This window comes from Bradyrhizobium sp. CCBAU 53415 (genome assembly GCF_028128735.1).
Lineage (GTDB): Bacteria > Pseudomonadota > Alphaproteobacteria > Rhizobiales > Xanthobacteraceae > Bradyrhizobium.
This window is the reverse complement of record NZ_LBJF01000001.1, coordinates 877,066-902,222: the sequence shown is the minus strand read 5'-3', so window position 1 is coordinate 902,222 and position 25,157 is coordinate 877,066. Positions and strand designations below refer to the sequence as shown.

The window sequence follows — 25,157 nt, the reverse complement described above, 5'->3', positions numbered from 1 at the left end:
TGAGCCCGAGCTGATTCCAATCGCGGCCAATTCGTGTGGACCTGTTACGGAGCCATCGATATAAGCCGCGGCCGATGTAAATCGGCCACTGCGCGGCCGAAGCGCTTGCCTGGCGTAATGTCCCCGGGCGCAGGAACCTTGCATCGTCCCTGCCGCTCCCGTATTACCAACCTTGCAACGATATGGCCGGAATCGGCCCTTTCTGGACCCCAAAACGTGCTTGAACGAACCCTCGTCACCATCGCCGAGACCGAAACCATTGAGGAAGCCTTTCGGCGCCTGAATGCGAATATGCTCGGCATCCTGTTCGCGCAGGACGCGAGCGGACGTATCGTCGGCGCCGTGACGGACGGTGACATCCGCAGGCGCATGCTGACCGGCATCACGATCCAGGACCGGGTTGCGTCCTGCATCAATCGCAACTTCGTCTGGGCGCCGACCGGCGGACCGCGCGAGCAGATCCTCAAGCTGCTCGACCAGCGCGTGCACGTGGTGCCGATCCTCGATGGCGAGGGACGGCTGGTCGACGTATTCAGCCGCGAGCTGTTCAATCTGTCGGAAGAGAGCGAGGTGTTCGCCCGCGCCCGCTCGCCGGTGCGGATCAGCTTCTCCGGCGGCGGCACCGACCTGACGCATTACTTCGTGGCGAACGACGGGGGCGCGGTCATCAGCGCCACGATCAAGATGTACGCTCACGCGACGCTGCGGCGCCGGAGCGATCCCAGCATCCGGATCTACTCGCACGATTTCCGCCGCACGATCGAGGCCGACAATCTCGCAGAACTGGGAACGGGCGGAGATCTCGCGCTGATCAAGTCGGTCGTGCGCCTGATCAAGCCGACTTACGGATTCGAGCTCGAGGTGTCCGCCGACTTTCCGGTCGGCTCCGGACTCGGAGGCTCGGCGGTGGTCTCGTCGGCGATCATCGGCTGCTTCAACGAATTCCGCGGGGATCAGTGGGACCGCCACGAGATCGCGGAGATGGCCTTCCAGGCCGAGCGGCTGATGCTCAACATTCCCGGCGGCTGGCAGGACCAGTACGCCACCGTGTTCGGCGGCTTCAATCACATGGAGTTCTTCTCCGACCAGAACACCATCGTGCCGCTTCGCCTCGATCCCAACATCATCGCCGAGCTCGAGGAGAGCCTTGTGCTCTGCTACACCGGCTCGGGCCGCGATTCCGGCGCCATTCACCGCGACCAGAAGGCTCAGCACGAGACCAGCGACGCCGTCGCCGCGGCTGCCAAGCAGAAGGAAGTGACGCGCGACATCAGGCGGCATCTGCTGCGCGGCCAGCTGCTGGAATGCGGCCGGCTGATCGACGAGGCCTGGCACGCCAAACGGAAGCTGAGCTCGAAGATCTCGTCGGAGACGATCGACGCGATCTACGACTTCGCCAAGCAGCACGGCGCGGTCGGCGGCAAGCTCCTGGGCGCCGGCGGCGGAGGTTACTTCTTGTTCTTCGTGCGTCCGTTCGAGCGCTACCAGCTCATCGCAGCGCTGGAACAGCAGGGGCATAGCTGTTCGCGCATCATGTTCGAGGAGAACGGGCTGCGGACGTGGAAGTCGCGCTTTCCCGCGCAGCTCGCGTGACGCATATGAGACGAGAATGTTGATGACATCGCCCAAACAGCCTGCTCCGGTCCGCATCGGCAACCGCCTCCTGGGCGATGGCGAACCCTGCTACGTCATCGCCGAAATCGGCAACAATCATAACGGCGACTTCGACCGCGCCATTGCGCTGGTCGATGCCGCGGTCGCGGCCGGGGCAGATTGCGCCAAGTTCCAGATGCGCAAGCTCGACGAGGTGTATCGCGCCTCGAGCCTGTCCGGGAAGGACGACGACCTCGCCGTCGAATATACGCTCGATCTGTTGCGCCGCTTCGAGCTGCCGACCGCGCAGCAGAAGAAGATCGCCGGGTACTGCGCAGCCAAGGGTATCGAGTACCTCTGCACGCCCTGGGATGCGAAGAGCGTCGCCGTGCTCGAAGGCTTCGGCGTGCAGGCCTACAAGGTCGCCTCGGCCGACCTCACCAACCTGCCGCTGCTCGCTCGCCTCTCCGCCACCGGCAAGACGCTGATCGTCTCGACCGGCATGAGCACGACGGACGAGATCAAGGCCGCCGCGAAATTCCTCGACGACCGCAATGCCAGCTACGCCCTCCTGCATTGCCAGAGCACCTATCCGGCAGCGCTTCACAACATCCATCTGCGTTTCATGGAGACGCTGCGCGAGATTCATCCGGTCGTCGGCTATTCGGGTCACGAGCGCGGCATTGCCGTTTCGACGGCCGCCGTCGCGCTAGGCGCGGTGATCATCGAACGCCACATCACGCTCGACCGCGAGATGGAAGGTCCGGACCATGCCGCGAGCCTCGAGCCCGAGGAATTCAAGGCACTCGTCTCCGGCATCCGCGAAGTCGAGGCGGCACGCGGCGAGAAGCTCGCGGAACGCGCGCTGAGCCAGGGTGAGCTGATCAACCGCGAAAATCTCGCCAAGAGCCTGGTGGCCGCACGCGACCTTCCGGCCGGCACGACGATCTCCGAAGGCGACATCGCGGTGAAGAGCCCCGGCCAGGGCCTGTCGCCGCTGAAGATGCCGGCGCTGCTCGGCCGCAAGCTGACGCGGACGATGGCGGCGGACGACTATTTCTTCCAGAGCGACCTCGACGAAGGCGTCGCAAAGGCACGGCGCTACCGTTTCGACCGGCCCTGGGGTGTGCCGGTGCGTTATCACGATACCGCGCGCTTCCTGGAGATTTGCGAGCCCGACATCATCGAATTCCATCTCAGCTACAGCGACATGGAGCGCGATCCCGCGGCCTATCTCTCCGGCACCTATGATCTCGGCTTCGTCGTCCACGCGCCGGAGCTGTTTGCCGGCTCCAAGCTGATGGACCTCGCAACCCCCGACGAGGCCCTGCGGCGCTACTCGCTGGAGCAGACGCAGGCGGTGATCGACATCACGCGGGGCCTAAAGAAGTTCTTCCCCAGGACCAAGCGCCCGCCCATCGTCGCCAATATCGGCGGCTTCACCATGGACGAGCCGCTGCCGGCGGAGGAGAAAGCCGAGCGCTACCGCATCTTTGCGCAGAGCCTGACCGAGCTCGACATGGACGGCGTCGAGCTGACGCCGCAGACCATGGCGCCGTTCCCCTGGCATTTCGGCGGCCAGCGTCATCAGAACATCTTCATCTTCCCGGATGAGTCGGCCGCGTTCTGCGCCAAGCATGATCTGCGCATGTGCGTCGATATCTCCCACACCAAGCTCGCTGCCAATCATTTCGGCTTCGACTTCGCCCAAGGCCTCGCCCAGCTCGGGCCGCACACCGCGCATCTGCATTTCGGCGACGCCAGGGGGCTCGACGGCGAAGGACTCCAGATCGGCGAAGGCGAGATCGATTTCGACGAGATCGGACAGGTGCTGCGCAAGCATGCGCCGACGGCGTCGTTCATTCCCGAGATATGGCAGGGCCACAAGAACATGGGCGAAGGCTTCTGGACCGCGCTCGAGCGTCTCGAGGGACACATCTGATGGCGCGCAAGACGCTGGCCGTGATCGCCGCGCGCGGCGGCTCGAAGGGCATCCCGCACAAGAACCTGCTCGATCTCTGCGGCAAGCCGTTGATCGCGTGGACCGTCGAGCAGGCCCGCGCGGCGCGCGGCGTCGACGTGGTGGCGGTCTCGTCGGACAGCGACAAAATTCTCGCCGCGGCCGAGGCCGCAGGCGCGGTCGGCGTGCGGCGTCCGGATGACATCTCGGGCGACCTCGCCTCCTCCGAATCCGCCTGGCTGCATGCCCTCGATGCGACCGAGGCGCAGATGGGACGGTTCGAGCGCATCGTCGCGCTTCAGGCCACATCGCCGATCCGCGAACCCGGCGACATCGAGAACGCGCTTGCGACCTTCGATCGCGACCATCTCGACAGCCTGCTCTCGGTCTGCGAGGTCGAGGATTACTTCAACTGGCGGATCGGCGCGAGCGGACCGGAACCGATCAACTACGACTACCGCAACCGCCGCATGCGGCAGCAGATCGAGAAGCGCTACCTCGAGAACGGCTCGTTCTACGTCCTGATCCCGTCCCTCCTGCGCGAGCAGAACAATCGTCTCGGCGGCAAGATCGGCTTCCACCTGATGGAGCGTCACAAGATGTTCCAAATCGACCGTCCCGAGGACGTCAAGCTTTGCGCCGCCATCATGCGCAGTTACGGCTATGCCTGATCTCAGCGCCTTCTCTCTCGCAGGCAAGATCGCGGTGGTCACCGGCGCCTCGCGCGGCATTGGCGCGGCGATTGCGGGCGGCCTGCAGGATGCGGGTGCCGCGGTGTTCGGCCTCAGCCGGTCCGGGACCGCGCCGCAGGGCGTTACCGCCATCGCCTGCGATCTCTCCGACGACAAGGCGATCGAGAGCGCGTTCCGCGCCATCGCCGCACAAGCCGAACGCATCGACGCGCTCGTGAATGCCGCCGGCATCAGTCTTCCGGGCCAAAGCGCCGAAAGCGAGCTCGCGCGCTTCCGCGCCACGGTCGCAACCGACCTCACCGGCGTCTACGCCACGATCCTCGCCGCCTATCCGCTTCTGAAGAACGCCGACTCGGCGGCGATCGTCAACGTCACCAGCATCAATTCGGTCCGCGGCTTTCCCGGCAATCCCGGCTACGTGGCGGCCAAGGCGGGCCTTGCCGGGCTGACGCGCGCACTCGCCGCCGACTACGCGCCCGACGGCATCCGCGTCAACGCGCTTGCGCCGGGCTATGTCGCGACCGAGATGACCGCGAAGAGCTTTGCCGATCCCGTCATGCACGAGGCGAGGCGTCGTCACACCATGCTCGACCGCTGGGGACAGCCCGCCGATATGGTCGGCGCCGCCATCTTCCTGGCCTCGGACGCCTCCGCCTATGTGACCGGCCAGGAAATCTTCGTCGATGGCGGCTGGACCACCAAGGGCCTCGCCATCAGCTCGGACAGAACATCGTGACCGCAACACTGCAACGCATCGGCTTCATGCAGGGACGTCTGTCGGCACTGGTCGACGGCAAGATCCAGGCGTTCCCGTGGAATGAATGGCGCGAGGAATTTCCCCGCGCCAAGGCGCTCGGCCTGACGCGGATGGAATGGACCATCGACCAGGAAAGGCTGCGCGAGAATCCGCTGACCACCGAGCCGGGACAGCAGGAGATTCTGACGCTGTCGCGCGAGAACGGCGTGCGCATCCCGAGCCTGACCGGCGATTGCTTCATGCAGGCACCATTCTGGAAGGTCGATGCCGTGGTGCGCGACGCGCTCGTCGCCGACCTCGATCTCCTGATCGCCGCCTCTGGCCGCATCGGCATCGAGTTCGTGGTGATCCCACTGGTCGACAACGGCAAGATCGAGCGCGGGAGCGAGAGCGATACGTTGAAGCGCGTGCTGCTCGCGCGCGCGGAATCGCTTGCAAGACGAAATGTCAGGATCGTCTTCGAATCCGATCTGCCGCCGCGCGAGCTCGCCCGGTTCATCGAGGAATTTCCGGCGGACGTCTTCGGCATCAACTACGACAGCGGCAACAGCGCTTCGCTCGGCTACGACAGCAGCGAGGAGATCGACGCTTACGCAGCGCGCATTCTCAACGTCCATGTCAAGGACCGCGTTCGGGGCGGCACCACCGTGCCGCTCGGCACCGGCGATGCCGATTTGGCGAAGACGATCCGGCTGATCGAGCGCTCCGGCTACAAGGGACAGTACATTCTGCAGACCGCGCGAGCCGGCGACGGCGATCACGCCGGTGCGCTGGCGAAATATCGCGACATGACCGTTCGCTGGATCGAGGATGCCGCGCGATGAAGCTCGAGCTGAATGATCGCGTCGCTCTCGTCACCGGCGCCAGCCGCGGGATCGGGCTTGCGATCGCGACGGCGCTCACCGCGGAAGGTGCCAAGGTGGCGATGGCCGCGCGCGGCGCCGACGCGCTCGAAGGCGCGCGGATCGCGGTCGGCGGCGGCACGTCGGTACACGTGGCCGATGTCACCGATCCGGCTGCCGCCACGGCGCTGGTGCAGCAGGTCGAACGGCAGTGGGGGCGCCTCGACATTCTCGTCTGCAACGTCGGCAGCGGCGCTTCCGTACCTCCTGGGAAAGAAACCGCCGCGGAGTGGTCGCGGGTGATGGACCTCAATCTCTTCGCCACGACCAACATGATCGAGGCGGCCCGGCCGCTGATGGCGCGCGGCAGCGGCGACCGCGCCATCGTCTGCATCTCTTCGATCGCCGGCATGGCGGCGCTCGGCGCGCCCGTCACCTACCACGCCGCGAAAGCCGCGCTGAATGCGACCGTGCGTGGCCTGGCCCGCCCCCTGGCGCTCGAAGGCATACGCATCAACGCGGTTGCACCGGGCAACATCCTGGCCCCGAACGGCACCTGGGCGCGCAAGCTCGCGGAAAACAGTGCTGCGGTCGAGGAGATGCTTGCGCGCGAGGTGGCGCTGCGCCGGCTGGGCAGGCCGGAGGAGGTCGCCGACCTCGTTACCTTTCTCGTCTCGTCCCGTGCGGCATTCATCACCGGCAGCATCATGGTCGCCGACGGCGGTCAGCTGCGTTAGCCGAACAGGAGCCTCCCGATGGCAAGCCCGTCCTCACGCCATGATCTGACCGGCCACACCGCTCTCGTGACCGGCGCCGGCGGCCTGCTCGGGCGGCAGCATGTCGCCGCGCTTTCGGAGGCGGGCGCGCGCGTCGTCGTCACCGACGTCGGACTTGCGCAGGCCGAAGCAGCCGTTGCCGCGCTCAGGCAGAGCGCGCCGTCCGCCGACCTGATCGCGCTGGCGATCGACGTCACCTCACTCGATTCGGTGCGGGCTGCAAACGAGCAACTTTCCGGCCGCGGCGTCTCAATCGACATCCTCGTCAACAACGCGGCGATCGACCCCAAGGTGACCTCCGCACCCGGCGTAATGCATTCGTCCCGTTTCGAAGCATTCCCGGTGCCGCAATGGCAGACCGAGATCGCCGTGGGCCTGACCGGCGCGATGCTGTGCGCGCAGGTGTTCGGCGGTGAGATGGCCAAACGTGGCCGCGGCGTGATCCTCAACATCGCCTCCGATCTCGGCGTGATCGCGCCGGACCAGCGGATCTACCGCCAGCCACAGGTTTCACGCGAAGAAGAGCAACCGGTGAAACCGGTGACTTACTCGGTGATCAAGCACGGCCTGATCGGGCTGACGAAATATCTGGCGACCTATTGGGCGGACCACGGCGTCCGCGTCAACGCGATCTCGCCGGGCGGCGTCTTCAACAACCAGGACCCGGCTTTCGTCGAGCGACTGACGCGCCTGATCCCGATGGGCCGCATGGCCGAGGTCGACGAATACCGCGCTGCGGTGCAGTTCCTCTGCTCCGATGCCTCCAGCTACATGACGGGGCAGAACCTGGTGATGGACGGCGGACGGAGCGTCTGGTAGCGGCGCTGGAAGCAGTTGAATGCGCAGATTTCCGTCGTGACGGTCTCCTCGTTGCGCCGACGGAGTGCGGCGGGTGGATAGCCGCTCGACACCCTTTCCGATCTGCACTGCCTGAACAGCCGAATCATCGGCTCTCGGACGTCACACCGCGGAACGGCGAAACCGAAGAGGCCTGTCGGTCAGCACCCACGGGAGAATGGGCCGGCCAGACCTCTGCGCCCGTTCCTCCATGATGATTGCCGCGAACAACGCAGCAATCTTCACCCAATATGTCGGCGTCGCGACAAAGTTCAGCATGCCGCCGATGTACATCACGTAGATGCCGTACAGCACGTAGAAAGATAGAGCTGCCGTCAGATATCGTTCGGCGACGATCGACCGGATCATGAGAGCGGAGAGGAGCGCTGTGAGCCAACCGGCTCCCAGCAGAAATATCCAGCCGAAATCGGGACCAAACAGCTCGAAGAAAATTTCGGGAAACCCGCCTGCGAACTGAAAACCGCCTGTAACGTGTTCCGTCGTCCGCGGCTCACCGATGGTCTCGGACATCAGGAACTGCGGGGTCGTGTTTCGTCCCGCCACGATGGGGCGCTCGAACAGAAAATCGAAGGCGTGGCGCGCGTCCCAGTCTCCGTTGACCAGAACGCGCTGATAGGACGCCCATCCTATTTCCGACGGCTGCACCAGAACGCGCTCGATGAAAGTGTCGAGCGCAGCCTGACCTTCGTACCCTCGGACCCTCGTCAAATTCCAATAGAGCGCGAATGCAATCATCGCGGCCGTCAGCGCAATGCCGCCGACACCGGCCAGCACGATGCGGCGGTCGGCAATCCGGGGCATCAGGCTGAACAGGCTCGCGCTTCCGATATCTCGCGCCTGAACGAGCAACACCGCGGAAAACGGTATGATAAAGAACGCACAGGATCGGTAGAAAGGCGAGAAGCGCCCGCCGACGAGAAACATGTAAAAGATGAGGACGGCCAGCAGACTCACAAAGCGGTAATCGTAGCGCTGGCGCCGCAATCGCTCGGCGACGAACATGGTCCCCCACCAGAAGCAGAGCATGTCGCCTCGCTCGATCACCAGGCGATGCAGGAAATTGGCCTGTTCGTTGAAGGTCCATCGCTCGATCTTGGCAAATAGCGGAATGACACCTCCCTGAATCAGGGCACCGAAGAGCAAGATCAAGAAGAGGATGGATGCGTAGAACGTGACGTCCGAAAGGGTCAGTTGAGACTGGGTCGCAGGTAGTCCGGGAGTTGGAGCCGACCGCGCCCACTCATGGAGCGCCCTCGAATTGAAGACCCAGAGGAAGGGAAGAAGCGTCAGAAAATACGCAATCGACTGGAACACCGTCATGACGCCGGGTCCAAGGAACATCTGAAACTGGGACGAGAACACGGGCCCCGAGAGATCGATATAGAGCGACGAAATCGTCCGCCATGCGAAGGTAAACAAAAGGAACGCAAGACAAACGAAGATCGTCGACCTGAACAGTCCCAGCCAGCCGATGAAGAGTAGTACGGAGACTCCAGCCAGAAGGGTCATTGCCGAAGTCCTAGCCGAGACGGGCCGGCCGCCTCAGGAAGAAAGTCAACAGGCTGACGAAAAAAAGGATGCCCAAGCCCGCGAGGATGGCTCTTTGCACGAGATTGATTTCCCTCGGCCCTTCCACGACGGGAGACGAGCCATCCTGTGGACCCGTCATCCTCGCAGTGCGTTCGAGATAAGCCAGTAGAGCGATGCGCGTATCGACGTTGAGCATCATTTCCACGGAAGTCCCTGGGCTCTCCACGAAGGCAGGCCCGGTGGCAATCCCGTCCGGCCGAGCCGGCGTGAAGTCCGTCTTGCTCTTCTTCAACGCATCGTCGAGCAGCACTTTCGCGTCCTGCAGGCGCGCGAGCACCGAATGCAACAACTCCATTCTCGGCTCGAACAATCTCTGGTGTACTGCCTGGATCGCAGAGACAGCCTGTCGAAGCAGGGTCAACGCCTCCTCCTTCGACGCGGAACTCGCCTCCAGACGGATCGACGAATCGCCAACAACGACCCCGCGCAACGAAGCTCCGGCGAACGCCCCTCGCGAATCGGGAAGCGCCTTGCGAGCATCGGCCAGAACAGTGTTTTGAAATTGGACCGCTCCGATTCGCGTCACCAGGTCACGGGTACTCTCCAGGGGTTCAACCGCCGCCCCAGCGAGCCCGCGAATCCCGTCAAGAGTGGGCACTGTACCAATCGCGATCGTCGAGGTCGCGGTCCAGGATTCCACCTTCCGCCCGACGGCAAGGGAACCAAGAGCAGCCAACAGGATCGCCCCGATCACGAGCGAAAGTACCCAATGTGTCCGCACTGCTATGGCAGCAACATGGAACCATCTCGCGAGCTGCAGTGGAGCTCGCGGCGTACGCTCGGCCATCGGCATGTGATTCTTGTCCCCGGCACCCCCCACAACATGTCTGGGGAACCAATCATCATCATACTGAGCTATCTATGGTTGATCAATCGGCCCATAGCAAAAGGCTCTCGATCAACGATCATCGCATGACGGCCCGCTGCCCTCCGCCGGCCGCTTCATTCAACAAGAGGCTCCACGACGTCTCCCTTGCTCGTTGCTTCCGGGCGTCGCTACGCGTAAACAGAGCGCACGACAGTTCCCGTCGCGGCGAGCAGCACGCCATTGACAGGCGTTGGTGCGGGGTCTTTGTCTCTCGGTGTTGCGTCCTCCAGGCCTTATCCAAGATCGACCGACGCTGGGCGAAGATCCGGCCGCCACAGCTCAATCCAACGAGAAGCCAGAACCTTGAGACAGACACTTGCTGCACACCTTCGACTGAGGTTCCGAGGGGGAGAGCCTTCATGTTGAGGCAGGCTGTCGTCCTCGTCGGGGGACTCGGCACCCGCCTCGGCGAACGCACCAAGACCGTGCCGAAGCCGATGCTCGAGGTCGGCGGGCGGCCGTTTCTCGACACGCTGCTCGACGAGCTCGTGCGCTACGGCGTGTTCGATGAGATTCTCCTGCTTGCGGGCCACAAGGCGGAGATCGTCGAGACGCACTACGCCGAGGCCGCGAGGGAGGGCGCGCGAATAATCGTGTCACGCGAGCTCGAGCCGCTCGGCACCGGCGGCGCGCTCGTGAACGCGCGCGATCTGCTGCACGATCGTTTCCTGCTGCTCAACGGAGATTCGCTGTTCGACTTCAACCTGCTCGACCTGATCGCTCGCGCGCAAGGCGGGCGTGTCCACATGGCATTGCGTGACGGCGTGGTCGGGGATCGCTACGGGCGCGTCGTCCTCGACGGTGACATGGTCCGTGACTTCATCGCCCCGGGTGCGGGTGCCACGGGACCGGTCAATGCCGGCATCTACGTCATCGACAAGTCCGTTCTTGCCGACATCACAAAGCTTCCCGCCTCGCTCGAGCAGGACGTCTTCCCTGGCCTGGCCAAGTCCGGCGCCCTGCGCGGCACGGCCTATCGCGGTTACTTCATCGACATCGGCATTCCCGACGACTTTGCGCGCGCCGACCGCGAATTGCGGGACAAGCTGCGGCGGCCGGCCGTGTTTTTCGATCGGGACGGCGTGCTCAACCATGATTCAGGATACACTTTCGAGTCGCACAAGCTCGAATGGATCGAGGGCGCACGCGAGGCCGTGAAGGCCGTGAACGATGCCGGCTATTTTGCCTTCGTCATCACCAATCAATCCGGCGTCGCACGCGGCTATTACGAGGAGCATCACGTGGTCGCGCTGCACCGCTGGATGGCGGGCCAGATGGCGCTGATCGGAGCGCATGTCGACGCATTCGAATATTGCCCCGATCACCCCGACGGAACCGTGGCGCGCTATTGCCGCACGAGCGACCGGCGCAAGCCCGCACCGGGCATGATCGCCGATCTCGCGCAGCGCTTTCCGGTCGACATGACGCGCAGCATGGTGATCGGCGACAAGCCGAGCGACATCGAGGCCGCCCGTGCGGCCGGCCTCCCCGGCCATTTGTTCGAAGGCGGCAATCTGGAGAGCTTCGTGAGACAGCGCCTCATCCCGGTCGGCTAGGCCTCGGCGCGCGTCACAAAAACTGCTGCATCCCCGGGCATTTGGCAGCTATCTGGCGCTGCTCTGTTGCGCGCAACCGCCAGTGTGCTATAGCGCCATCTCGTTGCGAACACTGGCTTAATCGCCTTCTGGGGTCCGGCATGGCAGATCTAAGGGACGCCCGCGTCCTCGTTACCGGCAGCGACGGCTTCATCGGTTCGCACGTCGTCGAGGAGCTGGTGAAGGCCGGGGCCCGCGTCAAGGCGATCGTCTACTACAACTCCTTCAATTCCTGGGGCTGGCTGGACACGGTTCCCGCCGACATCATGAAGTCCGTGGAGGTGGTCGCCGGCGACATCCGCGATCCGCATTTCATGATCGCGGCAGCAAGCGGCTGCACCGACGTGCTGCACCTGGCGGCGCTGATCGCGATCCCCTTCTCCTATGTCGCGCCCGACTCCTATGTCGACACCAACGTGAAGGGCACCGTGAACGTGCTCCAGGCGGCGCGCATGGCTGGCGTACGGCGCTTCGTGCAGACATCGACCAGCGAGGTCTACGGCACGGCGCAGATTGTCCCGATCAAGGAGAACCATCCGCTGGTTGGCCAATCGCCCTACTCGGCCTCGAAGATCGCATCCGACCAGATGGCGCTGTCGTTCCACGCCTCGTTCGACATGCCGGTCGTCGTGATCCGCCCGTTCAACACGTTCGGCCCGCGGCAGTCGGCGCGCGCGGTGATCCCGACCATCATCAGCCAGATCGCGACCGGCAAGCGCAAGATCCGTCTCGGCGCCGTCAGTCCGACGCGCGACTTCTCCTTCGTCACCGACACCGCGCGCGGCCTGATCGCAGGCCTCACCGCGCCGGCCGAGCAATGCGTCGGCCAGACCATCAATCTCGGCAGCGGCTTCGAGATCTCGGTCGGCGCGACCGTCGAGATGATCGCCGACGTCATGGAGACCACGATCGAAATCGAGACCGACGAGGCGCGCCTGCGCCCCGCCAACAGCGAGGTCGAGCGGCTCTGGGCCGACAATTCCAAGGCACGCCAGCAGCTCGGCTGGAGCCCCGAATTCGGCGGTGTCGAGGGCATGCGTCGCGGCATGGTCGAGACTGTCAACTGGTTCACCAATCCTGCAAACCTCAACCGCTACAAGGCCGACGTGTACAATGTCTGAGGCGATGGTGGACAATGTCGTGACCCGGTCAGACTTCAATCCAGAGACGATCGTCGACGCCGTTCGGCACGCGGTGGGAACGCCGAACGGCATCCTCGGGCTGCACGAACCGGTGTTCGCCGGAAACGAGATCGCCTACCTCGAAGAGTGCATCAAGAGCACCTTCGTCTCCTCGGTCGGCCCCTTTGTCGATCGGTTTGAGCGCATGCTGGAGAAGGTCACCGGCGCCAAACGCGCGGTCGCCGTCGTCAATGGTACGGCCGCCCTGCATGCCTGCTTCAGGCTCGCCGGCGTCGAGCCCGGCGACGAGGTCATCTCGCCGGCGCTGACCTTCATCGCGACGACGAATGCGATCGCCTATTGCGGCGCGACGCCGCATTTCGTCGACAGCTCGCTCGAAACGCTCGGCATGGATGCGCGCGCACTCGCGGCGCGCCTCGATGCGATCGCGCGGAAGACTGCGACCGGCACCATCAACCGCGAGACCGGCCGCCGCATCGCGGCGATCGCCCCGATGCACACCTTCGGCCACCCCGTCGATTTGGACGCGATCGCCGCAATTGCAGACGATTGGAACATCGCACTGGTTGAAGACGCGGCGGAATCGCTGGGATCGACCTACAAAGGTCGCGCGGTCGGATCGCAGGCGCGCCTTGCAGCACTCAGCTTCAACGGCAACAAGATCGTCACCACAGGCGGCGGCGGCGCCATACTGACCAATGACGAGGAGCTGGGGCGCCGCGCCAAGCACCTGACGACGACGGCAAAATTGCCGCACAAATGGGCCTTCATCCACGACGAGATCGGCTTCAACTATCGTCTGCCGAACTTGAACGCGGCGCTTGGTTGCGCCCAGCTCGAGCAGCTCGACGGCTTCCTGGCAAGCAAGCGCCGACTGGCGGCCGCCTATGATCGCGCGTTCGCGCATGTTCCGGGGGTATACTTCTCGCGGGAGCCGAAGGACACCACGAGCAACTACTGGCTGAATGCGATCCTGCTCGACGAGGCGCATGCCGAACGGCGCGACGACGTGCTGGCCGCGCTGAACGATGCCGGTTTTGGTGCGCGCCCGGCCTGGACCTTGATGCACCGCTTGCCGATGTTCGCGCAAAGCCCGCGCGGCGATCTCTCCGCTGCGGAGTCCATCGAACGCCGGCTGATCAACCTGCCCAGCAGTGCCAGCATCAGGCCCCGCGATGAGTAGTGGCGCGCGCAAGATCTGCTTCGTCACCGGCGGCCGGGCCGATTTCGGCCTGCTGGTCTGGCCGATGCGCGCAATCCGGCAGACGCCCGGCCTGACGCTTCAGCTCGTCGCAACCGGCATGCATCTCGCGCCGGAGTTCGGCTACACCTTCAACGACATCCGCGAGCAGGGGTTTGAGGTCGACGAGCGCATCGAGACGCTGCTGAGCAGCGACACCGGCGCCGGCGTCGCCAAATCGGTCGGACTCGGCGTGATCGGCTTTGCCGACGCCTTCACGCGGTTGCAACCAGATCTCGTGGTCGTGCTCGGAGACCGGTTCGAGATGTTCGCGGCCGCGCAGGCCGCGATGTTCATGCGACTGCCGATGGCGCATCTGTTCGGCGGAGACGTCACCGAAGGCGCGGTCGACGAATCCACGCGCCACGCCATCAGCAAGATGTCGCATCTGCATTTCACCAGCAATCAGGGCTCGACGCAACGGTTGATCCAGCTTGGCGAGCATCCCTCCCGCATTCACACCATCGGCTCGGTCGGCATCGACGCCATCAAGCATCTCGATCTGATGAACCGCGACGACATCGGCCGCGCCCTCGGGATGCCGCTCGGCGAACGCAATGCGCTCATCACGTTTCACCCCGTCACGGTCGAATCCGGGCGTTCGGTGGCCGAGCTCGACGAATTGTTCGCGGCACTGTCGACTCTCGATCCCGCCTTCCGGCTCATCTTCACGCTCGCGAATGCCGATGCCGAGGGGCGCGCGCTGAACGAGCGGACCAAGACCTTCGCGACCGGCCGGCCGAACACGATCGCGGTCGCCTCGCTCGGGCAGCTTCGCTATCTCAGCCTGATGAGCCATGCGGACGTGGTGATCGGAAATTCCTCGAGCGGCGTGCTCGAAGCTCCCTCCTTCGGTGTTCCCACGGTGGATATCGGCGACCGTCAGAAGGGTCGCGAGCGCGCGGCCTCGGTGTTTCATGCGGCGCCCGAACGTGGCGCGATTGCCGCCGCCATCTCGGCGGGACTCCAGCGCGGCCGCCAAGCCACCGTCAACCCCTACGGCGACGGCGAATCCAGCCGGCGATTTGCCGACATTGTCGCCGACATCCCCGATTTCAGGCAGCTTCTGGCCAAGGGCTTTTATGAACGTCCCGCAAGCGGAGCGCGGCCATGACGACGCACACGCTGATCATCGCGGAAGCCGGCGTCAATCACGACGGCAGCCTGGAAAAGGCGCTGGCCCTGGTCGATGCGGCAGCCGATGCCGGCGCCGACATCGTCAAGTTCCAGACCTTCAATGCGAAGGCATTGGCGGGCGGCGCGGCGAAGAAGGCAGACTATCAGCAGCGCACCACCGACGCCGGCGAGAGCCAGCTGGCCATGCTGGAGCGTCTCGAACTGCCGCAGGCTGCGCATCATACGCTGATCGCGCACGCAAGGGAGCGCGGCATCGAATTCCTGTCGACGCCATTCGACGATGCCTCGCTCGGCTTCCTCCTGTCGCTGAAACTGCCGCGGATCAAGATCGGTTCGGGCGATCTCACCAATGCGCCGCTGCTGCATGCAGCGGCGAGGGCCGGCGCCATGCTGATCCTGTCGACGGGCATGGCGACGCTCGGCGAGGTCGAGGAAGCGCTCGGCGTGTTGGCCCATGGCTATGCACAGCGCAACGATCCCGCAGGCGTCGCCTCGTTCCGCGCTGCGTGGCGCGATCCGGCGGCACGCGCTGCGCTGGCGCGGCACGTCAGCCTGCTCCATTGCACGACCGAATATCCCTGCCCCGTCGCCGACGTGAACCTCGCCGCGATGGCGACGATGCGATCGGCGTTCCAGCTTCCGGTCGGTTATTCCGATCACACCGACGGGTTCGAGATCTCGGTCGCCGCGGTCGCGCTCGGCGCGGCCATCGTCGAGAAGCACCTGACGCTGGATCGCAATGCGTCCGGTCCCGACCACGCGGCCTCACTCGAGCCGGACGATTTCAAGCGCATGGTCGGCGCCATCCGCAATGTCGAGGCCGCGCTCGGCGACGGCGTGAAGACGCCGAAGGAATCCGAGATCAGGAACGTCCCGGTGGCGCGCAAGAGCATCGTGGCGGCGCGCGCGCTGAGAGCCGGCGAGATCATCGGCCCGGCCGATATCACGGCCAAGCGGCCGGGCGCCGGGCGGCCGCCGATCGATTATTGGTCCTTGGTCGGAACGGCGGCGCCGCGGGCGCTCGAGCCTGACGATCCGGTTTAGCGACGAGGCTTTGCAGGAACCCCGCGCAGCACGGACCCCGGCGGCCATGACCCCGTGACGACGGAGCCCATCGCCACCAGCGTATCGTTGCCGATGGAAATGTGATCGCGGACACGGCTGCCGAGCCCCACGAAGCAATTGTCGCCGATCTCTGCACCGCCGCCGACCACGGTTCCGGGAGACAGATGCGTGCAGTGCCCGACGCGCACGTCGTGCTCGACGACCGCGCCGGAATTGATGATGCAGTGATGGCCGATCATGCTTCGTGCATTGACGATCGCACCCGGCATGATGACGCTGCCCGCACCGATCGTCGCCGACGGCGAGACGAACGCGCGCGGATGAATCACCGACGCCCAGCGCTTGAGCTGCAGCCGGCCGATCATCTGCCGGCGCGCGGGCCCCGCCTGCATCGTTCCGATCCCGACCACGAAGGCGGCATCCGGATAGTTCGGCGCAACGTCATCGGTTCCGAGATAGCGCGCATCGCCCAGTGCTCCCGGCTGCCGATCGAGGAAACCGACGACGTTGAACTGGCCCGACAGGAGAGCGGCCTCATAGACCATGAAGGCATGCTCGCCGCCGCCGATGATGATCAGATCGTCCATCGCGATTCCCCTGCACAGGCCAATCCTAGCGACCGGGCTGCGGTACTTCAAACCGCCGGTGCCTGACCGGAAAACACGTGTATTAACAAGGTCCGCGCCAGGGCCCTTGGCGGGGTTGACGCCGCCTCTCGCAGCCGCGATATAGCAGGCTCAGCCGTGGGCCGCCCCCAAATATCTGGCGTATACGAGGCAGATTGCCATGAAATCCTGGCGCAAAGCCGTCGTCGGTACCCAGGCGACCGTGGGCGAGGCCATTGCCGCGATCGAGAGCGGTAGCATCCAGATTGCGCTGGTGCTCGACGACCAGAACCGCCTGCTCGGTGTGGTCACCGACGGCGACGTCAGGCGCGGGCTGCTGCGCGGCATTCCCCTCACCGGACTTGCGACCGACGTCATGAACCGGACGCCAGTGTCGGCCCCTGCGACGCTGCCGCGCGAGGATCGCCTGCAGCTGATGCGGCAGAGATCGATCAAGCAGCTCCCGCTTGTCGACGAGGGCGGCCATCTCATCGTGGTGGAGACGCTCGATGAGCTGCTCGAACCGCCTCATTATCCGAACCCTGTGCTGATCATGGCCGGCGGCCTCGGTGAGCGCCTGGGCGCGCTGACGCGCGAGGTGCCGAAGCCAATGCTCAATGTCGGCGGCCGGCCGCTGCTCGAAACCATCGTCCGCAACGTCGTGCAGCAGGGCTTCGGCAACATCTTCATTTCGGTCAACTACAAGGCCCAGACGATCAAGGACTACTTCGCCGATGGCGCCGCCTTCGGTGCCAACATCCAGTACGTGCACGAGACTGAACGCCTCGGTACCGCCGGTGCGCTCGGGCTGTTTTCGACGCCGCCGGATCTGCCGATGATCGTCACCAACGGCGACATCCTCACCACGATCAACTACGGAGCGCTTCTCGACTTCCACAACGGAACGCCGGCGGAAGCGACGATGGCCGTTCGTGAGCACAAGGTGCACGTCCCCTATGGCGTGGTTTCCACGTCGGAGGGCTTTCTCCAGACCATTCGCGAGAAGCCGACCGAGAGCTGGTTCGTCAGTGCCGGCATCTATGTAGTTGGAAGCTCCGTCTTCCGCCATGTCGCCCCGGGCATCAGCATCGACATGCCGACCGTGCTGGAGCGCGTGATCGCCGATAAGGGGCGCGTCGCGGTCTATCCCATTCGCGAATACTGGCTCGACATCGGCCGCCTAGAGGATTTCGAACAGGCGCACGCAGAGTTTCACGAGGTCTTCACGTGACCACGACAACCGCCGTCGTGGTAGGGCTCGGCTCGATTGGCGCAAGGCATGCGCGTGTCCTGCGCGAGCTCGGCCTTCGGGTCGCGACGGTCAGCCGGCGCGAAGGCGGCGATTACGGATCGATCGCGCAGGCCGTCGCGGCGGCGCATCCGGACTACGTGGTGATCGCCACCGAGACGGCGCGCCATGCGGACAACCTGCAAGAGCTCGGGCAGACCGGATTCCATGGCAAAGTCCTGGTCGAAAAGCCGCTCTTCGCGACACCGGCACCGCCCCCGAAATATCCGTTCCATGTCAGCGTCGGATACAACCTGCGCTTTCACCCCGTGATGACGGCGCTGGCCGAAAGGCTGCGCGGGCGCGAGGTGATCACGGTCGGCGCCTATGTCGGCCAGGACATCAGGGACTGGCGGCCCGGCCGCGATCACCGTGCGACCGCATCCGCCACGGCCGATGCTGGGGGCGGCGTGCTGCGGGATCTCAGCCATGAACTGGACTATCTTTTGTGGCTGTTCGGCCCATGGCATCGCGTCGCGGCGCTCGGCGGCGCCTCCGGCGCTCGCGACATCGACGTCGACGACCACCTCGACCTGCTGCTCGATATGCAGCGGGCGCCATCGGTGCACGTCCACATGGACTATCTCGACCGCCAGGGCATCCGCCGCATTCGCGTCAATGTCGACGACGACACCATCGAGGCCGATCTCGTCGGCAGCCGTCTCACGGTCAACGGCAAGGCAACGCAGATCCCCAGCGAGCGCGATCAGAGCTATCGCGACATGCATGTCGCGGCGATGCATGGCGCCAGCCCGGTCTGTTCGCTGCCCGAGGCGCTCGGCGTCATGCATCTGATCGACGCCAGCGAGCGCGCGCTGCGCACCAAGACCTGGGTATCGCCGTGAGTCTCATCTGCACCATCTGCGCGCGAGGCGGCTCGAAAGGGGTCGTCGGCAAGAACGCGCGCGATCTCCTGGGCAAGCCGGTGCTCGCGTGGAGCATCGCGCAGGCACGCGAGACCGGCCTGTTCGATGCGATCGCCTTCAGCAGCGATTCGGACGCCCTGCTCGGCGCGGCGATGAAGGCCGGCGCCGATATTGCAGTCAAGCGCCCGGACGAGATGGCGACCGACACCGCGCCGAAGCTGCCCGCGATCCGCCACTGTCTCGAGCAGGCCATCGCGCAGACGGGCAAGACGCCGGAGATCTTCGTCGATCTCGACGTCACCTCGCCGCTCAGGCTGGCCTCCGACATCACCGGTGCCGTTGCACTGCTGCGCGAGAGCGGCGCGCGCAATGTGATTACCGGAGCGCCGGCGCGACGCTCGCCCTATTTCAACCTGGTCGAGCAGCGCGCCGATGGCAGCGTCGGCCTCTCCAAATCCGCCGATCCTCCGATCACGCGCCGGCAGGATGCGCCGCGCTGCTTCGACATGAACGCCTCGATCTATGTCTGGCGCGTTGCGCCGTTTCTGGAGCAGCCCGCGGTGTTCTATCCGGACACGCGTCTGTTCGAAATGCCGGAGGAGCGTTCGATCGACATCGATTCCGATCTCGATTTTGCATTGGTGGAACTGTTGCTCCGCCAACGACTGCCGGCCTGAGGAGGCGCAAGCGATGACCACGAGCTTCAAGGCTCTGTTCGATCTGACCGGGCGTACTGCCGTCGTCACCGGCGGGTGCGGCATCCTCGGACGTCGCTTTGCCGAGGGGCTTGCCGAGTTCGGCGCCAACGTCGCGATCGTCGATCTCGATCAGGCCGCAACCAATGCCGCGGCAGCCGAAATCGCCTCACGCCATGCCGTCCGCGCCAGAGGCTACGGCTGCGACATCACCAGTCCTGACGCGGTGCGCAACGCTGCCGATGCGATCGAGGCGAACCTCGGACCGGTCTCGATCCTGCTCAACAACGCCGCCAGCAAGACCCGCGACGTGGACGCCTTCTTTGCACCCGTCGAGACTTTTTCGCAGGACACCTGGCGCGAGATCATGTCGGTCAATCTCGACGGCATGTTCACCGTCGCGCAGATGTTCGGCGGCCGGATGGCCGAGCGCGGCTACGGCGCCATCGTGCAGACCGCATCGATCTACGGCCTGATGGCGCCCGACCAGCGCATCTACGAAGGCTCCGAATATCTCGGCCGCGCCATCAACACGCCCGCGGTCTACACGGCGTCCAAAGCCGGGGTCATCGGCCTGACCAAGCACCTCGCCACCTACTGGGCGGCGAAGGGCGTTCGCGTCAATACCCTCACCCCCGGCGGGGTGGAGAGCGGGCAGAACGAGACCTTCAAGGCGCGCTATGGTGCCCGTATCCCGCTCGGCCGCATGGCTCGCGCGGACGAAATGGTCGGAACGATGCTGTTCCTGGTGTCCGACGCGGCATCCTACGTGACCGGGCAGAACATCGCCGTCGATGGCGGCCTGAGCGCCTGGTGACAATCCACAAATGATCAAGCGCCTGATCCAGAACACGGTGATTTCGGCGTTTGCCTTCGGCGTGTCCGCCTTGCTGGGCCTCGCGGTCATTCCGCTGATCATCGGGACCTGGGGGGTGACCGAGTTCGGCCTCATCGTCATCTCGCGCCTGCTGCTTCCCAGCGGCATGATGGCGGTGCTGGACCTCGGTCTGTCCGAGGTCGCCACCCAGGTGGTCGCGCGCGCGCGCGAGCACCGCAATTGGACGCAGGCCAGCCGCCAGATCGCTTTCCTGGGAGTGGTCTCCATCGCGCTCACCCTGATCCTGAGCGCCACCATCTGGCTCGCGACGCCGCTTTTCGTCATCGTGATGAAGGTTGACGCCGCGCATCTGGAGGCGTTCACCCGGATCATGCACTACACGGCCCTGGCGAACCTGATCTTCGTTCCGGCGCTGGTGTGGGAAGGCATCGTCAAAGGCTTCGAGCGCTACAACCTCCTGCGCGTTGCGGAGGTCACGTCGACGGCGGCCTATGTCGGACTGACATTCGCGGCCTCGTGGGCGGCGGCGGGCTTCGAAGTGGTCGCCTACATCTATCTCGCCACGCTGGTGGCCCGTGCCGCCGCCATTGGAATTGCCGCCTTCGTCGCCCTGCGGCACAAGCACGTGCGATTGCTGCCGTGGACCCCCGACGTCCGGCAGGATATCCTGCATCGTTGCGTGCTGCTGCTGCAAGGCAAGCTGATGGGCGGCGTTTCCGGCCCCTTTCAGCCGTTCCTGATCGGATTGCTGTTCGGTCCGAAGGCTGTCGGGACCTACGACGCGCTGGTCCGATTGTCGCGGATATCCAAGATCGTCGTCAGCCTTCTGACCTCGGCCCTGCTTCCCGTCGCCAGCCGCCTCGATGAGCGCGGCAGCGCGGCGTCGTTCCAGCGCCTCGGCGATCTCGGCCTCATCATGATGCCGATGTTCGTGGTACCGCCGCTTGCCGCGAGCGCAATCCTCTCGCCCGAGATCATGAACCTCTGGATTGGTCCTCTGCTTGCTCCCTACGCGTTCTGGATGGGTGTGAGCTTCCTGGTTCCGATCTGCGCGCAATACGTGACAATCGGCAGCTTGATCTTTCTGACGCGGCCCGAGGTGCAGGCCCGGCTCAACAGGCTGATGGCCGTACAGCTCCTGATCTGGGCGGCAGTCGCTGCCGCGACGTTGCATCTGTTCGCGGAACGCGCCCTGATTCTCGGCCAGGTCATTGGCGGTATCGCCGTCCTGCCCTGGCAGCTTCGGGAATTGCGCAATGCACTCGAACTCGACCGCTATCACTTCGCGAAGGCGATCGGAACTCAGCTTGCAATCCTGGTGCTGGCCAGCATTTCTCTAGCAGCAATTGCAGGTTACATTCGGTTCGACAGCGTGCTAAAGCTCGCGCTCGGTTCCATGGTTTTCTGTCTGGTGACTTGGGTGCTTCAATACTTTCTGGTGCTCGAGAAGCGGCATCGGACTGTATTTCCAGCGGTCGGGCAACTGATGGGACTTACATCCAGAAGCACTTGAATGAACACTCACGCGACAGTCCGCAACGCTATTATCGCAGATTTCGCTCCGGCCTCGTTGCCGGACAGGGTGGCGACCTACGCGCTCGATGCGGCGAGGAGCATCGGACGGCTCGCGCTGCGTCGCGTGAAGCGCACCGCCGACGTCGTCAATTCCGAGTACAATCTTTCGCATTGGCAGCGGATGCTGTCGGCCAAGACCTGGACGACGGCCACGAGCGTCGGCGAATTCCTGATCCCGAGGAATCCCGAGCTGGGTCTGCGCAAGGTCGACAACCGGATTTGCAGGATCGCGGCCGACGACTACTACCGCTATCGTGCCAAGGCGCTCGGCGAACTGCTGGCACGGCACGCCGGTGGCGTCACGGAGATCGTCGAGCTCGGCGCAGGCTACGGCTACAATCTGCTGGCGCTGCACCTCAATCATCCCGAATGGACGCTGCGTGGGTTCGACATTGCGCCGAACGGCGTCGCGGCGGGCCGCGAGATCGCCGCGCATTATGGCCTGTCGGACCGGATTTCGTTCGACAGGATAGACCTGACCGACGGCAACGATCCAAGCTATGCCGCCATCAGGGACAAGGTCGTCTTCACCTATTTCTGCATCGAGCAGATCCCCTACGACGTGCGCAAGGTGGTGGACAACATCATCGCGGCGAGGCCGAAGCGGGTCATCAACATCGAGCCGACGACGGAGTTGCTGAATCTCTCCAATCCGCGAGACATCGTCAGCTTCCTCTACATTCGCTCGGTCGATTACCAGACGCAGCTCTTCTCGACCCTGGACGACTACGAGCGACAGGGCCGCGTCCGCATCCTGGCGCGCGAGCGGATGCCGTTCGCGCCGACGATCCACAATGATGGTTTTTTGTATTGCTGGGAGCCCACATGACAACCATCGAAGCGACGCCCGATCGGCCCGCCCCGAAGAAGCAGAAGATCAACCAGTTTCGTCGCCTGTTGTGGCACATCAACCGGACCGATCTCGGCTGGGTCACCAAGGCGGCCCTGACGACTCTGCAACCGGGCGCACGGGCGAAGCGGGTCGGGCTGCTCAATCAGCTTCCTTCGAAGGCGGAATGGAGCGAGGCGAGCCGGAAGCTCGACCGGGACGGCTACGTCGACGTATCCACGCTGATGGACCGCGGCCTTGCGGAAGCCGTTGCGGCGGTCGCGGACAACAAGGTGAGCCGGCTCAACGAGCTCTCGGACAAGCAGCAGCTCGGTCACAAGTCCTTCTGGGTGAGCCTCCTGGACGAGGATCTCGTCAACGGTGCATTCGCGACCGACCATCCCTTCGTGCGCTATGCGCTGCAGCCGGCGGCACTGCGCATCATCGGCGATTTCATGCATGACCTGCCGCAGCTCTCCGACGTGCTGCTGACGCTGTCCCAGCCGACCCCGAACCAGGCGCTGAGCTATTCCCAGCTCTGGCATCTCGATCACGACGATAAGCGCGTCTGCAAGCTCTTCATCTATCTCACCGACGTTCGCGACACCGCCGACGGTCCGTTCACGTTCATTCCGGCAGGCCCTTCCAGGCCGTTCCGCAACACGTTGAAGAGCCACATGAGCGATGCGCAGGTGTTCGCGAAGACGGGACCCGATGCGGTCAAGGAGATGGTTGCGCCGCGCCTGTCGTCGTTCATCGTCAACACGGCCCGCTGCCTGCACATGGGAAGCCGGATCCAGTCCGACCACAGTCGCCTCCTCTACACTGCGACATACATTCAGCAGCCGCGCATCTATCCCGAACCGCGCCCCCGTTTCCGGGCGAGCGGAGCCCTGACGGACGTCGAGCGCGCCGCGATGCGCCTGTGAGCCGGACCTGCCGGGAGCCCACATCTTGCGCATAGGCCTGGTGGTCGATCACCCCAAGCGTGACCTGCCGGGGGCGGTCATGCTCGGTTATCAGCTCGCGCGGCGCGGCGTCTCCGTCGTGCTGGTGCCGATGTACGAGCAGGCCGTCGACGTCCCGCGGCTCGGACTCGATGCGCTGGTCGTCAACTACGCGCGCCCGGTCAATCTCGACCTGATGCGCAGCTTTGCCAGGGCCGGCCTCGCGCTCTACGTCCTCGACACCGAAGGCGGCGTGCTCGCCGAGAAGGGCGGCAACTCGCCGCCGGCAATGGCCGCCCACATCAAGGGCAGCGGCTACGCGGAGATCCTCTCGGGCTATTTCTTCTGGGGCAGCCGGCTCCACGACGCCTTTCGCGCGGCCGGAACCATGAAGCCGGAGCAGCTCCACCTTACCGGATGTCCGCGCTTCGACTTTGCGGCGCCGCGCTGGCGCCCGCTGCTCGATGGCGAGCCGCGCGGCTACCTGCTCGTCAACGCCAACTTCCCGCTGGTCAATTCGCGCTTCACCGGCAAGCCGGGCGGCGAGCGCGAAGCGATGGTGCGGGCCGGCTGGGACGGTGCCTATGTCGATCGCTTCATCGCGGACCTGAAGCAGGTCTTCGCGAATTATCTCGCCGAGATCGATCGGCTCGCCGCGGCGCGGCCCGACCGCAACATTCTCGTGCGTCCGCATCCGTTCGAGAGCGAGGGCGTCTATCGCGACGCACTCTCGCGTCACGCCAACGTGGTGATCGACGGCACCGGCAGCGTGCTCGACCGCATCCGCAATGCGGCCGCCGTCGTTCATCTCAACTGCGGTACGGCCGTCGAATCGGTCCTGCTGGGAAAGCTTCCGCTCCAACTCGAATATCTGAACACGCCGACCACCGCGGGACACGCCGCGCTGCCCGCGCGCGTGAGCCGGCCGGTCGCCTCGTTCGACGAACTGCTTGGCGCGATCGATCACATCGAGCGCGAGACCGAGACCTTCGATTTCGCCCGCGTCCATGCCGCCGATATCGAGGCCTTCTTCCATCTCAACGACGGCCAGGCCGCCGAACGCGTCGCTGACGTCCTGACTCGCGCGGCGACTTCGCGCCGGCCATACGTGTCGCTGCTGGCGACCGTGAAGGGCACGCGCGACAAGCCGAGTGTCGGCCAGATCGTCAAGGGCGCCGCCAGCGCCGCGCTCGGATCGGCCGTCACGGAACGGCTGCGCAGCCGGTTCAACCCCGCCCGGCGCGACAAGCGGATCGAGCCGGTCTTCGTCAGGAGCCTGCTGCAGCGTATCGCAACTCATGACCGCGCGAGCCCGTCGCAATTCACCGCGGAACGAGCACATTGCGCGACGACGGGCTTGCCGCTCGCGAGCATTGCCATCGAACCCGCCCGATAGACC

General features: G+C 64.8%; 23 protein-coding genes. 20 read left to right on the top strand and 3 right to left on the bottom strand.

Annotation, left to right across the window (positions count from 1 at the left end):
* Window positions 1–216: 216 nt before the first annotated feature.
* From XH87_RS04170 to XH87_RS04140, 7 genes are read left to right on the top strand one after another with little or no spacing between them, the layout of a single operon-like run.
* Complete coding sequence (locus XH87_RS04170; protein WP_271586269.1) at window positions 217–1,593, top strand: GHMP family kinase ATP-binding protein; 1,377 nt, start codon at window positions 217–219, stop codon at window positions 1,591–1,593.
* A 22-nt stretch (window positions 1,594–1,615) separates the two neighbouring features.
* A complete protein-coding gene (locus XH87_RS04165) occupies window positions 1,616–3,535 on the top strand; it encodes an N-acetylneuraminate synthase family protein (RefSeq protein ID WP_271586268.1) in 1,920 nt (639 codons plus the stop codon).
* A complete protein-coding gene (locus XH87_RS04160; RefSeq protein ID WP_035708075.1) occupies window positions 3,535–4,224 on the top strand; it encodes an acylneuraminate cytidylyltransferase family protein in 690 nt (229 codons plus the stop codon). The genes XH87_RS04165 and XH87_RS04160 overlap by 1 nt, the downstream gene beginning before the upstream one ends.
* On the top strand, window positions 4,217–4,981 hold the full coding sequence (locus XH87_RS04155) for an SDR family oxidoreductase (protein WP_271586267.1): 765 nt from the start codon (window positions 4,217–4,219) through the stop codon (window positions 4,979–4,981). Before XH87_RS04160 ends, XH87_RS04155 begins: the two co-directional genes overlap by 8 nt.
* Window positions 4,978–5,826, top strand: a complete 849-nt coding sequence (locus XH87_RS04150) for a sugar phosphate isomerase/epimerase family protein (protein ID WP_271586266.1) — start codon at window positions 4,978–4,980, stop codon at window positions 5,824–5,826. The genes XH87_RS04155 and XH87_RS04150 overlap by 4 nt, the downstream gene beginning before the upstream one ends.
* Entirely contained in the window at window positions 5,823–6,581 is a 759-nt protein-coding gene (locus XH87_RS04145) for an SDR family NAD(P)-dependent oxidoreductase (RefSeq protein WP_271586265.1), read from the top strand. The genes XH87_RS04150 and XH87_RS04145 overlap by 4 nt, the downstream gene beginning before the upstream one ends.
* Before the next feature lie 18 nt (window positions 6,582–6,599).
* A complete protein-coding gene (locus XH87_RS04140) occupies window positions 6,600–7,439 on the top strand; it encodes an SDR family oxidoreductase (protein ID WP_271586264.1) in 840 nt (279 codons plus the stop codon).
* A gap of 141 nt (window positions 7,440–7,580) precedes the next feature.
* Here the strand turns inward: XH87_RS04140 and XH87_RS04135 are convergent, their stop codons facing one another.
* Together XH87_RS04135 and XH87_RS04130 are read right to left on the bottom strand one after the other, a co-directional pair.
* Window positions 7,581–8,987: a DUF6418 domain-containing protein gene (locus XH87_RS04135; RefSeq protein ID WP_271586263.1), complete on the bottom strand. Its 1,407-nt coding sequence runs from the start codon at window positions 8,985–8,987 to the stop codon at window positions 7,581–7,583.
* Window positions 8,988–8,997: 10 nt separating this feature from the next.
* On the bottom strand, window positions 8,998–9,861 hold the full coding sequence (locus XH87_RS04130; protein ID WP_271586262.1) for a hypothetical protein: 864 nt from the start codon (window positions 9,859–9,861) through the stop codon (window positions 8,998–9,000).
* Window positions 9,862–10,295: 434 nt separating this feature from the next.
* Between XH87_RS04130 and XH87_RS04125 the strand changes: the two genes are divergently transcribed.
* The 5 genes from XH87_RS04125 to neuB all read left to right on the top strand — a co-directional run bounded on the left by XH87_RS04125 (window position 10,296) and on the right by neuB (window position 16,094).
* Window positions 10,296–11,492, top strand: a complete 1,197-nt coding sequence (locus tag XH87_RS04125) for an HAD-IIIA family hydrolase (protein WP_035708097.1) — start codon at window positions 10,296–10,298, stop codon at window positions 11,490–11,492.
* Window positions 11,493–11,632: 140 nt separating this feature from the next.
* Entirely contained in the window at window positions 11,633–12,652 is a 1,020-nt protein-coding gene (locus XH87_RS04120) for an NAD-dependent 4,6-dehydratase LegB (RefSeq protein WP_035708100.1), read from the top strand.
* Window positions 12,653–12,671: 19 nt separating this feature from the next.
* Entirely contained in the window at window positions 12,672–13,856 is a 1,185-nt protein-coding gene (locus XH87_RS04115) for a LegC family aminotransferase (protein ID WP_271586261.1), read from the top strand.
* Complete coding sequence (neuC, locus tag XH87_RS04110; RefSeq protein WP_271586260.1) at window positions 13,849–15,027, top strand: UDP-N-acetylglucosamine 2-epimerase; 1,179 nt, start codon at window positions 13,849–13,851, stop codon at window positions 15,025–15,027. Before XH87_RS04115 ends, neuC begins: the two co-directional genes overlap by 8 nt.
* A complete protein-coding gene (neuB, locus tag XH87_RS04105; protein ID WP_271586259.1) occupies window positions 15,024–16,094 on the top strand; it encodes an N-acetylneuraminate synthase in 1,071 nt (356 codons plus the stop codon). The genes neuC and neuB overlap by 4 nt, the downstream gene beginning before the upstream one ends.
* Here neuB and XH87_RS04100 read toward each other — a convergent pair.
* A complete protein-coding gene (locus XH87_RS04100; protein ID WP_158671803.1) occupies window positions 16,091–16,702 on the bottom strand; it encodes an acetyltransferase in 612 nt (203 codons plus the stop codon). The genes neuB and XH87_RS04100 overlap by 4 nt on opposite strands.
* Before the next feature lie 199 nt (window positions 16,703–16,901).
* On the opposite strand from XH87_RS04100, the gene XH87_RS04095 reads away from it, so the two are divergent.
* From XH87_RS04095 to XH87_RS04060, 8 genes are read left to right on the top strand one after another with little or no spacing between them, the layout of a single operon-like run.
* Window positions 16,902–17,951 carry a nucleotidyltransferase family protein gene (locus XH87_RS04095; protein WP_271586258.1) on the top strand — a complete coding sequence of 350 codons (1,050 nt, stop codon included), beginning with the start codon at window positions 16,902–16,904 and terminating at the stop codon, window positions 17,949–17,951.
* Window positions 17,948–18,853, top strand: coding sequence for a Gfo/Idh/MocA family protein (locus tag XH87_RS04090; protein WP_271586257.1), 906 nt, complete (start codon window positions 17,948–17,950; stop codon window positions 18,851–18,853). The genes XH87_RS04095 and XH87_RS04090 overlap by 4 nt, the downstream gene beginning before the upstream one ends.
* Window positions 18,850–19,551 carry an acylneuraminate cytidylyltransferase family protein gene (locus XH87_RS04085; protein WP_271586256.1) on the top strand — a complete coding sequence of 234 codons (702 nt, stop codon included), beginning with the start codon at window positions 18,850–18,852 and terminating at the stop codon, window positions 19,549–19,551. Before XH87_RS04090 ends, XH87_RS04085 begins: the two co-directional genes overlap by 4 nt.
* 13 nt (window positions 19,552–19,564) lie before the next feature.
* Window positions 19,565–20,386: an SDR family oxidoreductase gene (locus tag XH87_RS04080; RefSeq protein WP_271586255.1), complete on the top strand. Its 822-nt coding sequence runs from the start codon at window positions 19,565–19,567 to the stop codon at window positions 20,384–20,386.
* Between the two features lie 10 nt (window positions 20,387–20,396).
* Window positions 20,397–21,920 carry a lipopolysaccharide biosynthesis protein gene (locus XH87_RS04075; protein ID WP_271586254.1) on the top strand — a complete coding sequence of 508 codons (1,524 nt, stop codon included), beginning with the start codon at window positions 20,397–20,399 and terminating at the stop codon, window positions 21,918–21,920.
* Complete coding sequence (locus tag XH87_RS04070; RefSeq protein ID WP_271586253.1) at window positions 21,921–22,811, top strand: class I SAM-dependent methyltransferase; 891 nt, start codon at window positions 21,921–21,923, stop codon at window positions 22,809–22,811.
* Window positions 22,808–23,740: a hypothetical protein gene (locus tag XH87_RS04065; RefSeq protein WP_271586252.1), complete on the top strand. Its 933-nt coding sequence runs from the start codon at window positions 22,808–22,810 to the stop codon at window positions 23,738–23,740. The genes XH87_RS04070 and XH87_RS04065 overlap by 4 nt, the downstream gene beginning before the upstream one ends.
* A gap of 25 nt (window positions 23,741–23,765) precedes the next feature.
* A complete protein-coding gene (locus XH87_RS04060) occupies window positions 23,766–25,154 on the top strand; it encodes a surface carbohydrate biosynthesis protein (protein ID WP_271586251.1) in 1,389 nt (462 codons plus the stop codon).
* The last annotated feature ends 3 nt before the right edge of the window (window positions 25,155–25,157 follow it).

What these genes read in the sequence shown, in the direction of transcription:
- XH87_RS04165 (WP_271586268.1), top strand. Translation starts at nt 1,616, where the DNA reads ATGACATCGCCCAAACAGCCTGCTCCGGTCCGCATCGGCAACCGCCTC.
- XH87_RS04160 (WP_035708075.1), top strand. Translation starts at nt 3,535, where the DNA reads ATGGCGCGCAAGACGCTGGCCGTGATCGCCGCGCGCGGCGGCTCGAAG.
- XH87_RS04155 (WP_271586267.1), top strand. Translation starts at nt 4,217, where the DNA reads ATGCCTGATCTCAGCGCCTTCTCTCTCGCAGGCAAGATCGCGGTGGTC.
- XH87_RS04145 (WP_271586265.1), top strand. Translation starts at nt 5,823, where the DNA reads ATGAAGCTCGAGCTGAATGATCGCGTCGCTCTCGTCACCGGCGCCAGC.
- XH87_RS04140 (WP_271586264.1), top strand. Translation starts at nt 6,600, where the DNA reads ATGGCAAGCCCGTCCTCACGCCATGATCTGACCGGCCACACCGCTCTC.
- XH87_RS04135 (WP_271586263.1), bottom strand. Translation starts at nt 8,987, where the DNA reads ATGACCCTTCTGGCTGGAGTCTCCGTACTACTCTTCATCGGCTGGCTG.
- XH87_RS04130 (WP_271586262.1), bottom strand. Translation starts at nt 9,861, where the DNA reads ATGCCGATGGCCGAGCGTACGCCGCGAGCTCCACTGCAGCTCGCGAGA.
- XH87_RS04125 (WP_035708097.1), top strand. Translation starts at nt 10,296, where the DNA reads ATGTTGAGGCAGGCTGTCGTCCTCGTCGGGGGACTCGGCACCCGCCTC.
- XH87_RS04120 (WP_035708100.1), top strand. Translation starts at nt 11,633, where the DNA reads ATGGCAGATCTAAGGGACGCCCGCGTCCTCGTTACCGGCAGCGACGGC.
- neuC (WP_271586260.1), top strand. Translation starts at nt 13,849, where the DNA reads ATGAGTAGTGGCGCGCGCAAGATCTGCTTCGTCACCGGCGGCCGGGCC.
- neuB (WP_271586259.1), top strand. Translation starts at nt 15,024, where the DNA reads ATGACGACGCACACGCTGATCATCGCGGAAGCCGGCGTCAATCACGAC.
- XH87_RS04100 (WP_158671803.1), bottom strand. Translation starts at nt 16,702, where the DNA reads ATGGACGATCTGATCATCATCGGCGGCGGCGAGCATGCCTTCATGGTC.
- XH87_RS04095 (WP_271586258.1), top strand. Translation starts at nt 16,902, where the DNA reads ATGAAATCCTGGCGCAAAGCCGTCGTCGGTACCCAGGCGACCGTGGGC.
- XH87_RS04080 (WP_271586255.1), top strand. Translation starts at nt 19,565, where the DNA reads ATGACCACGAGCTTCAAGGCTCTGTTCGATCTGACCGGGCGTACTGCC.
- XH87_RS04075 (WP_271586254.1), top strand. Translation starts at nt 20,397, where the DNA reads ATGATCAAGCGCCTGATCCAGAACACGGTGATTTCGGCGTTTGCCTTC.
- XH87_RS04070 (WP_271586253.1), top strand. Translation starts at nt 21,921, where the DNA reads ATGAACACTCACGCGACAGTCCGCAACGCTATTATCGCAGATTTCGCT.
- XH87_RS04065 (WP_271586252.1), top strand. Translation starts at nt 22,808, where the DNA reads ATGACAACCATCGAAGCGACGCCCGATCGGCCCGCCCCGAAGAAGCAG.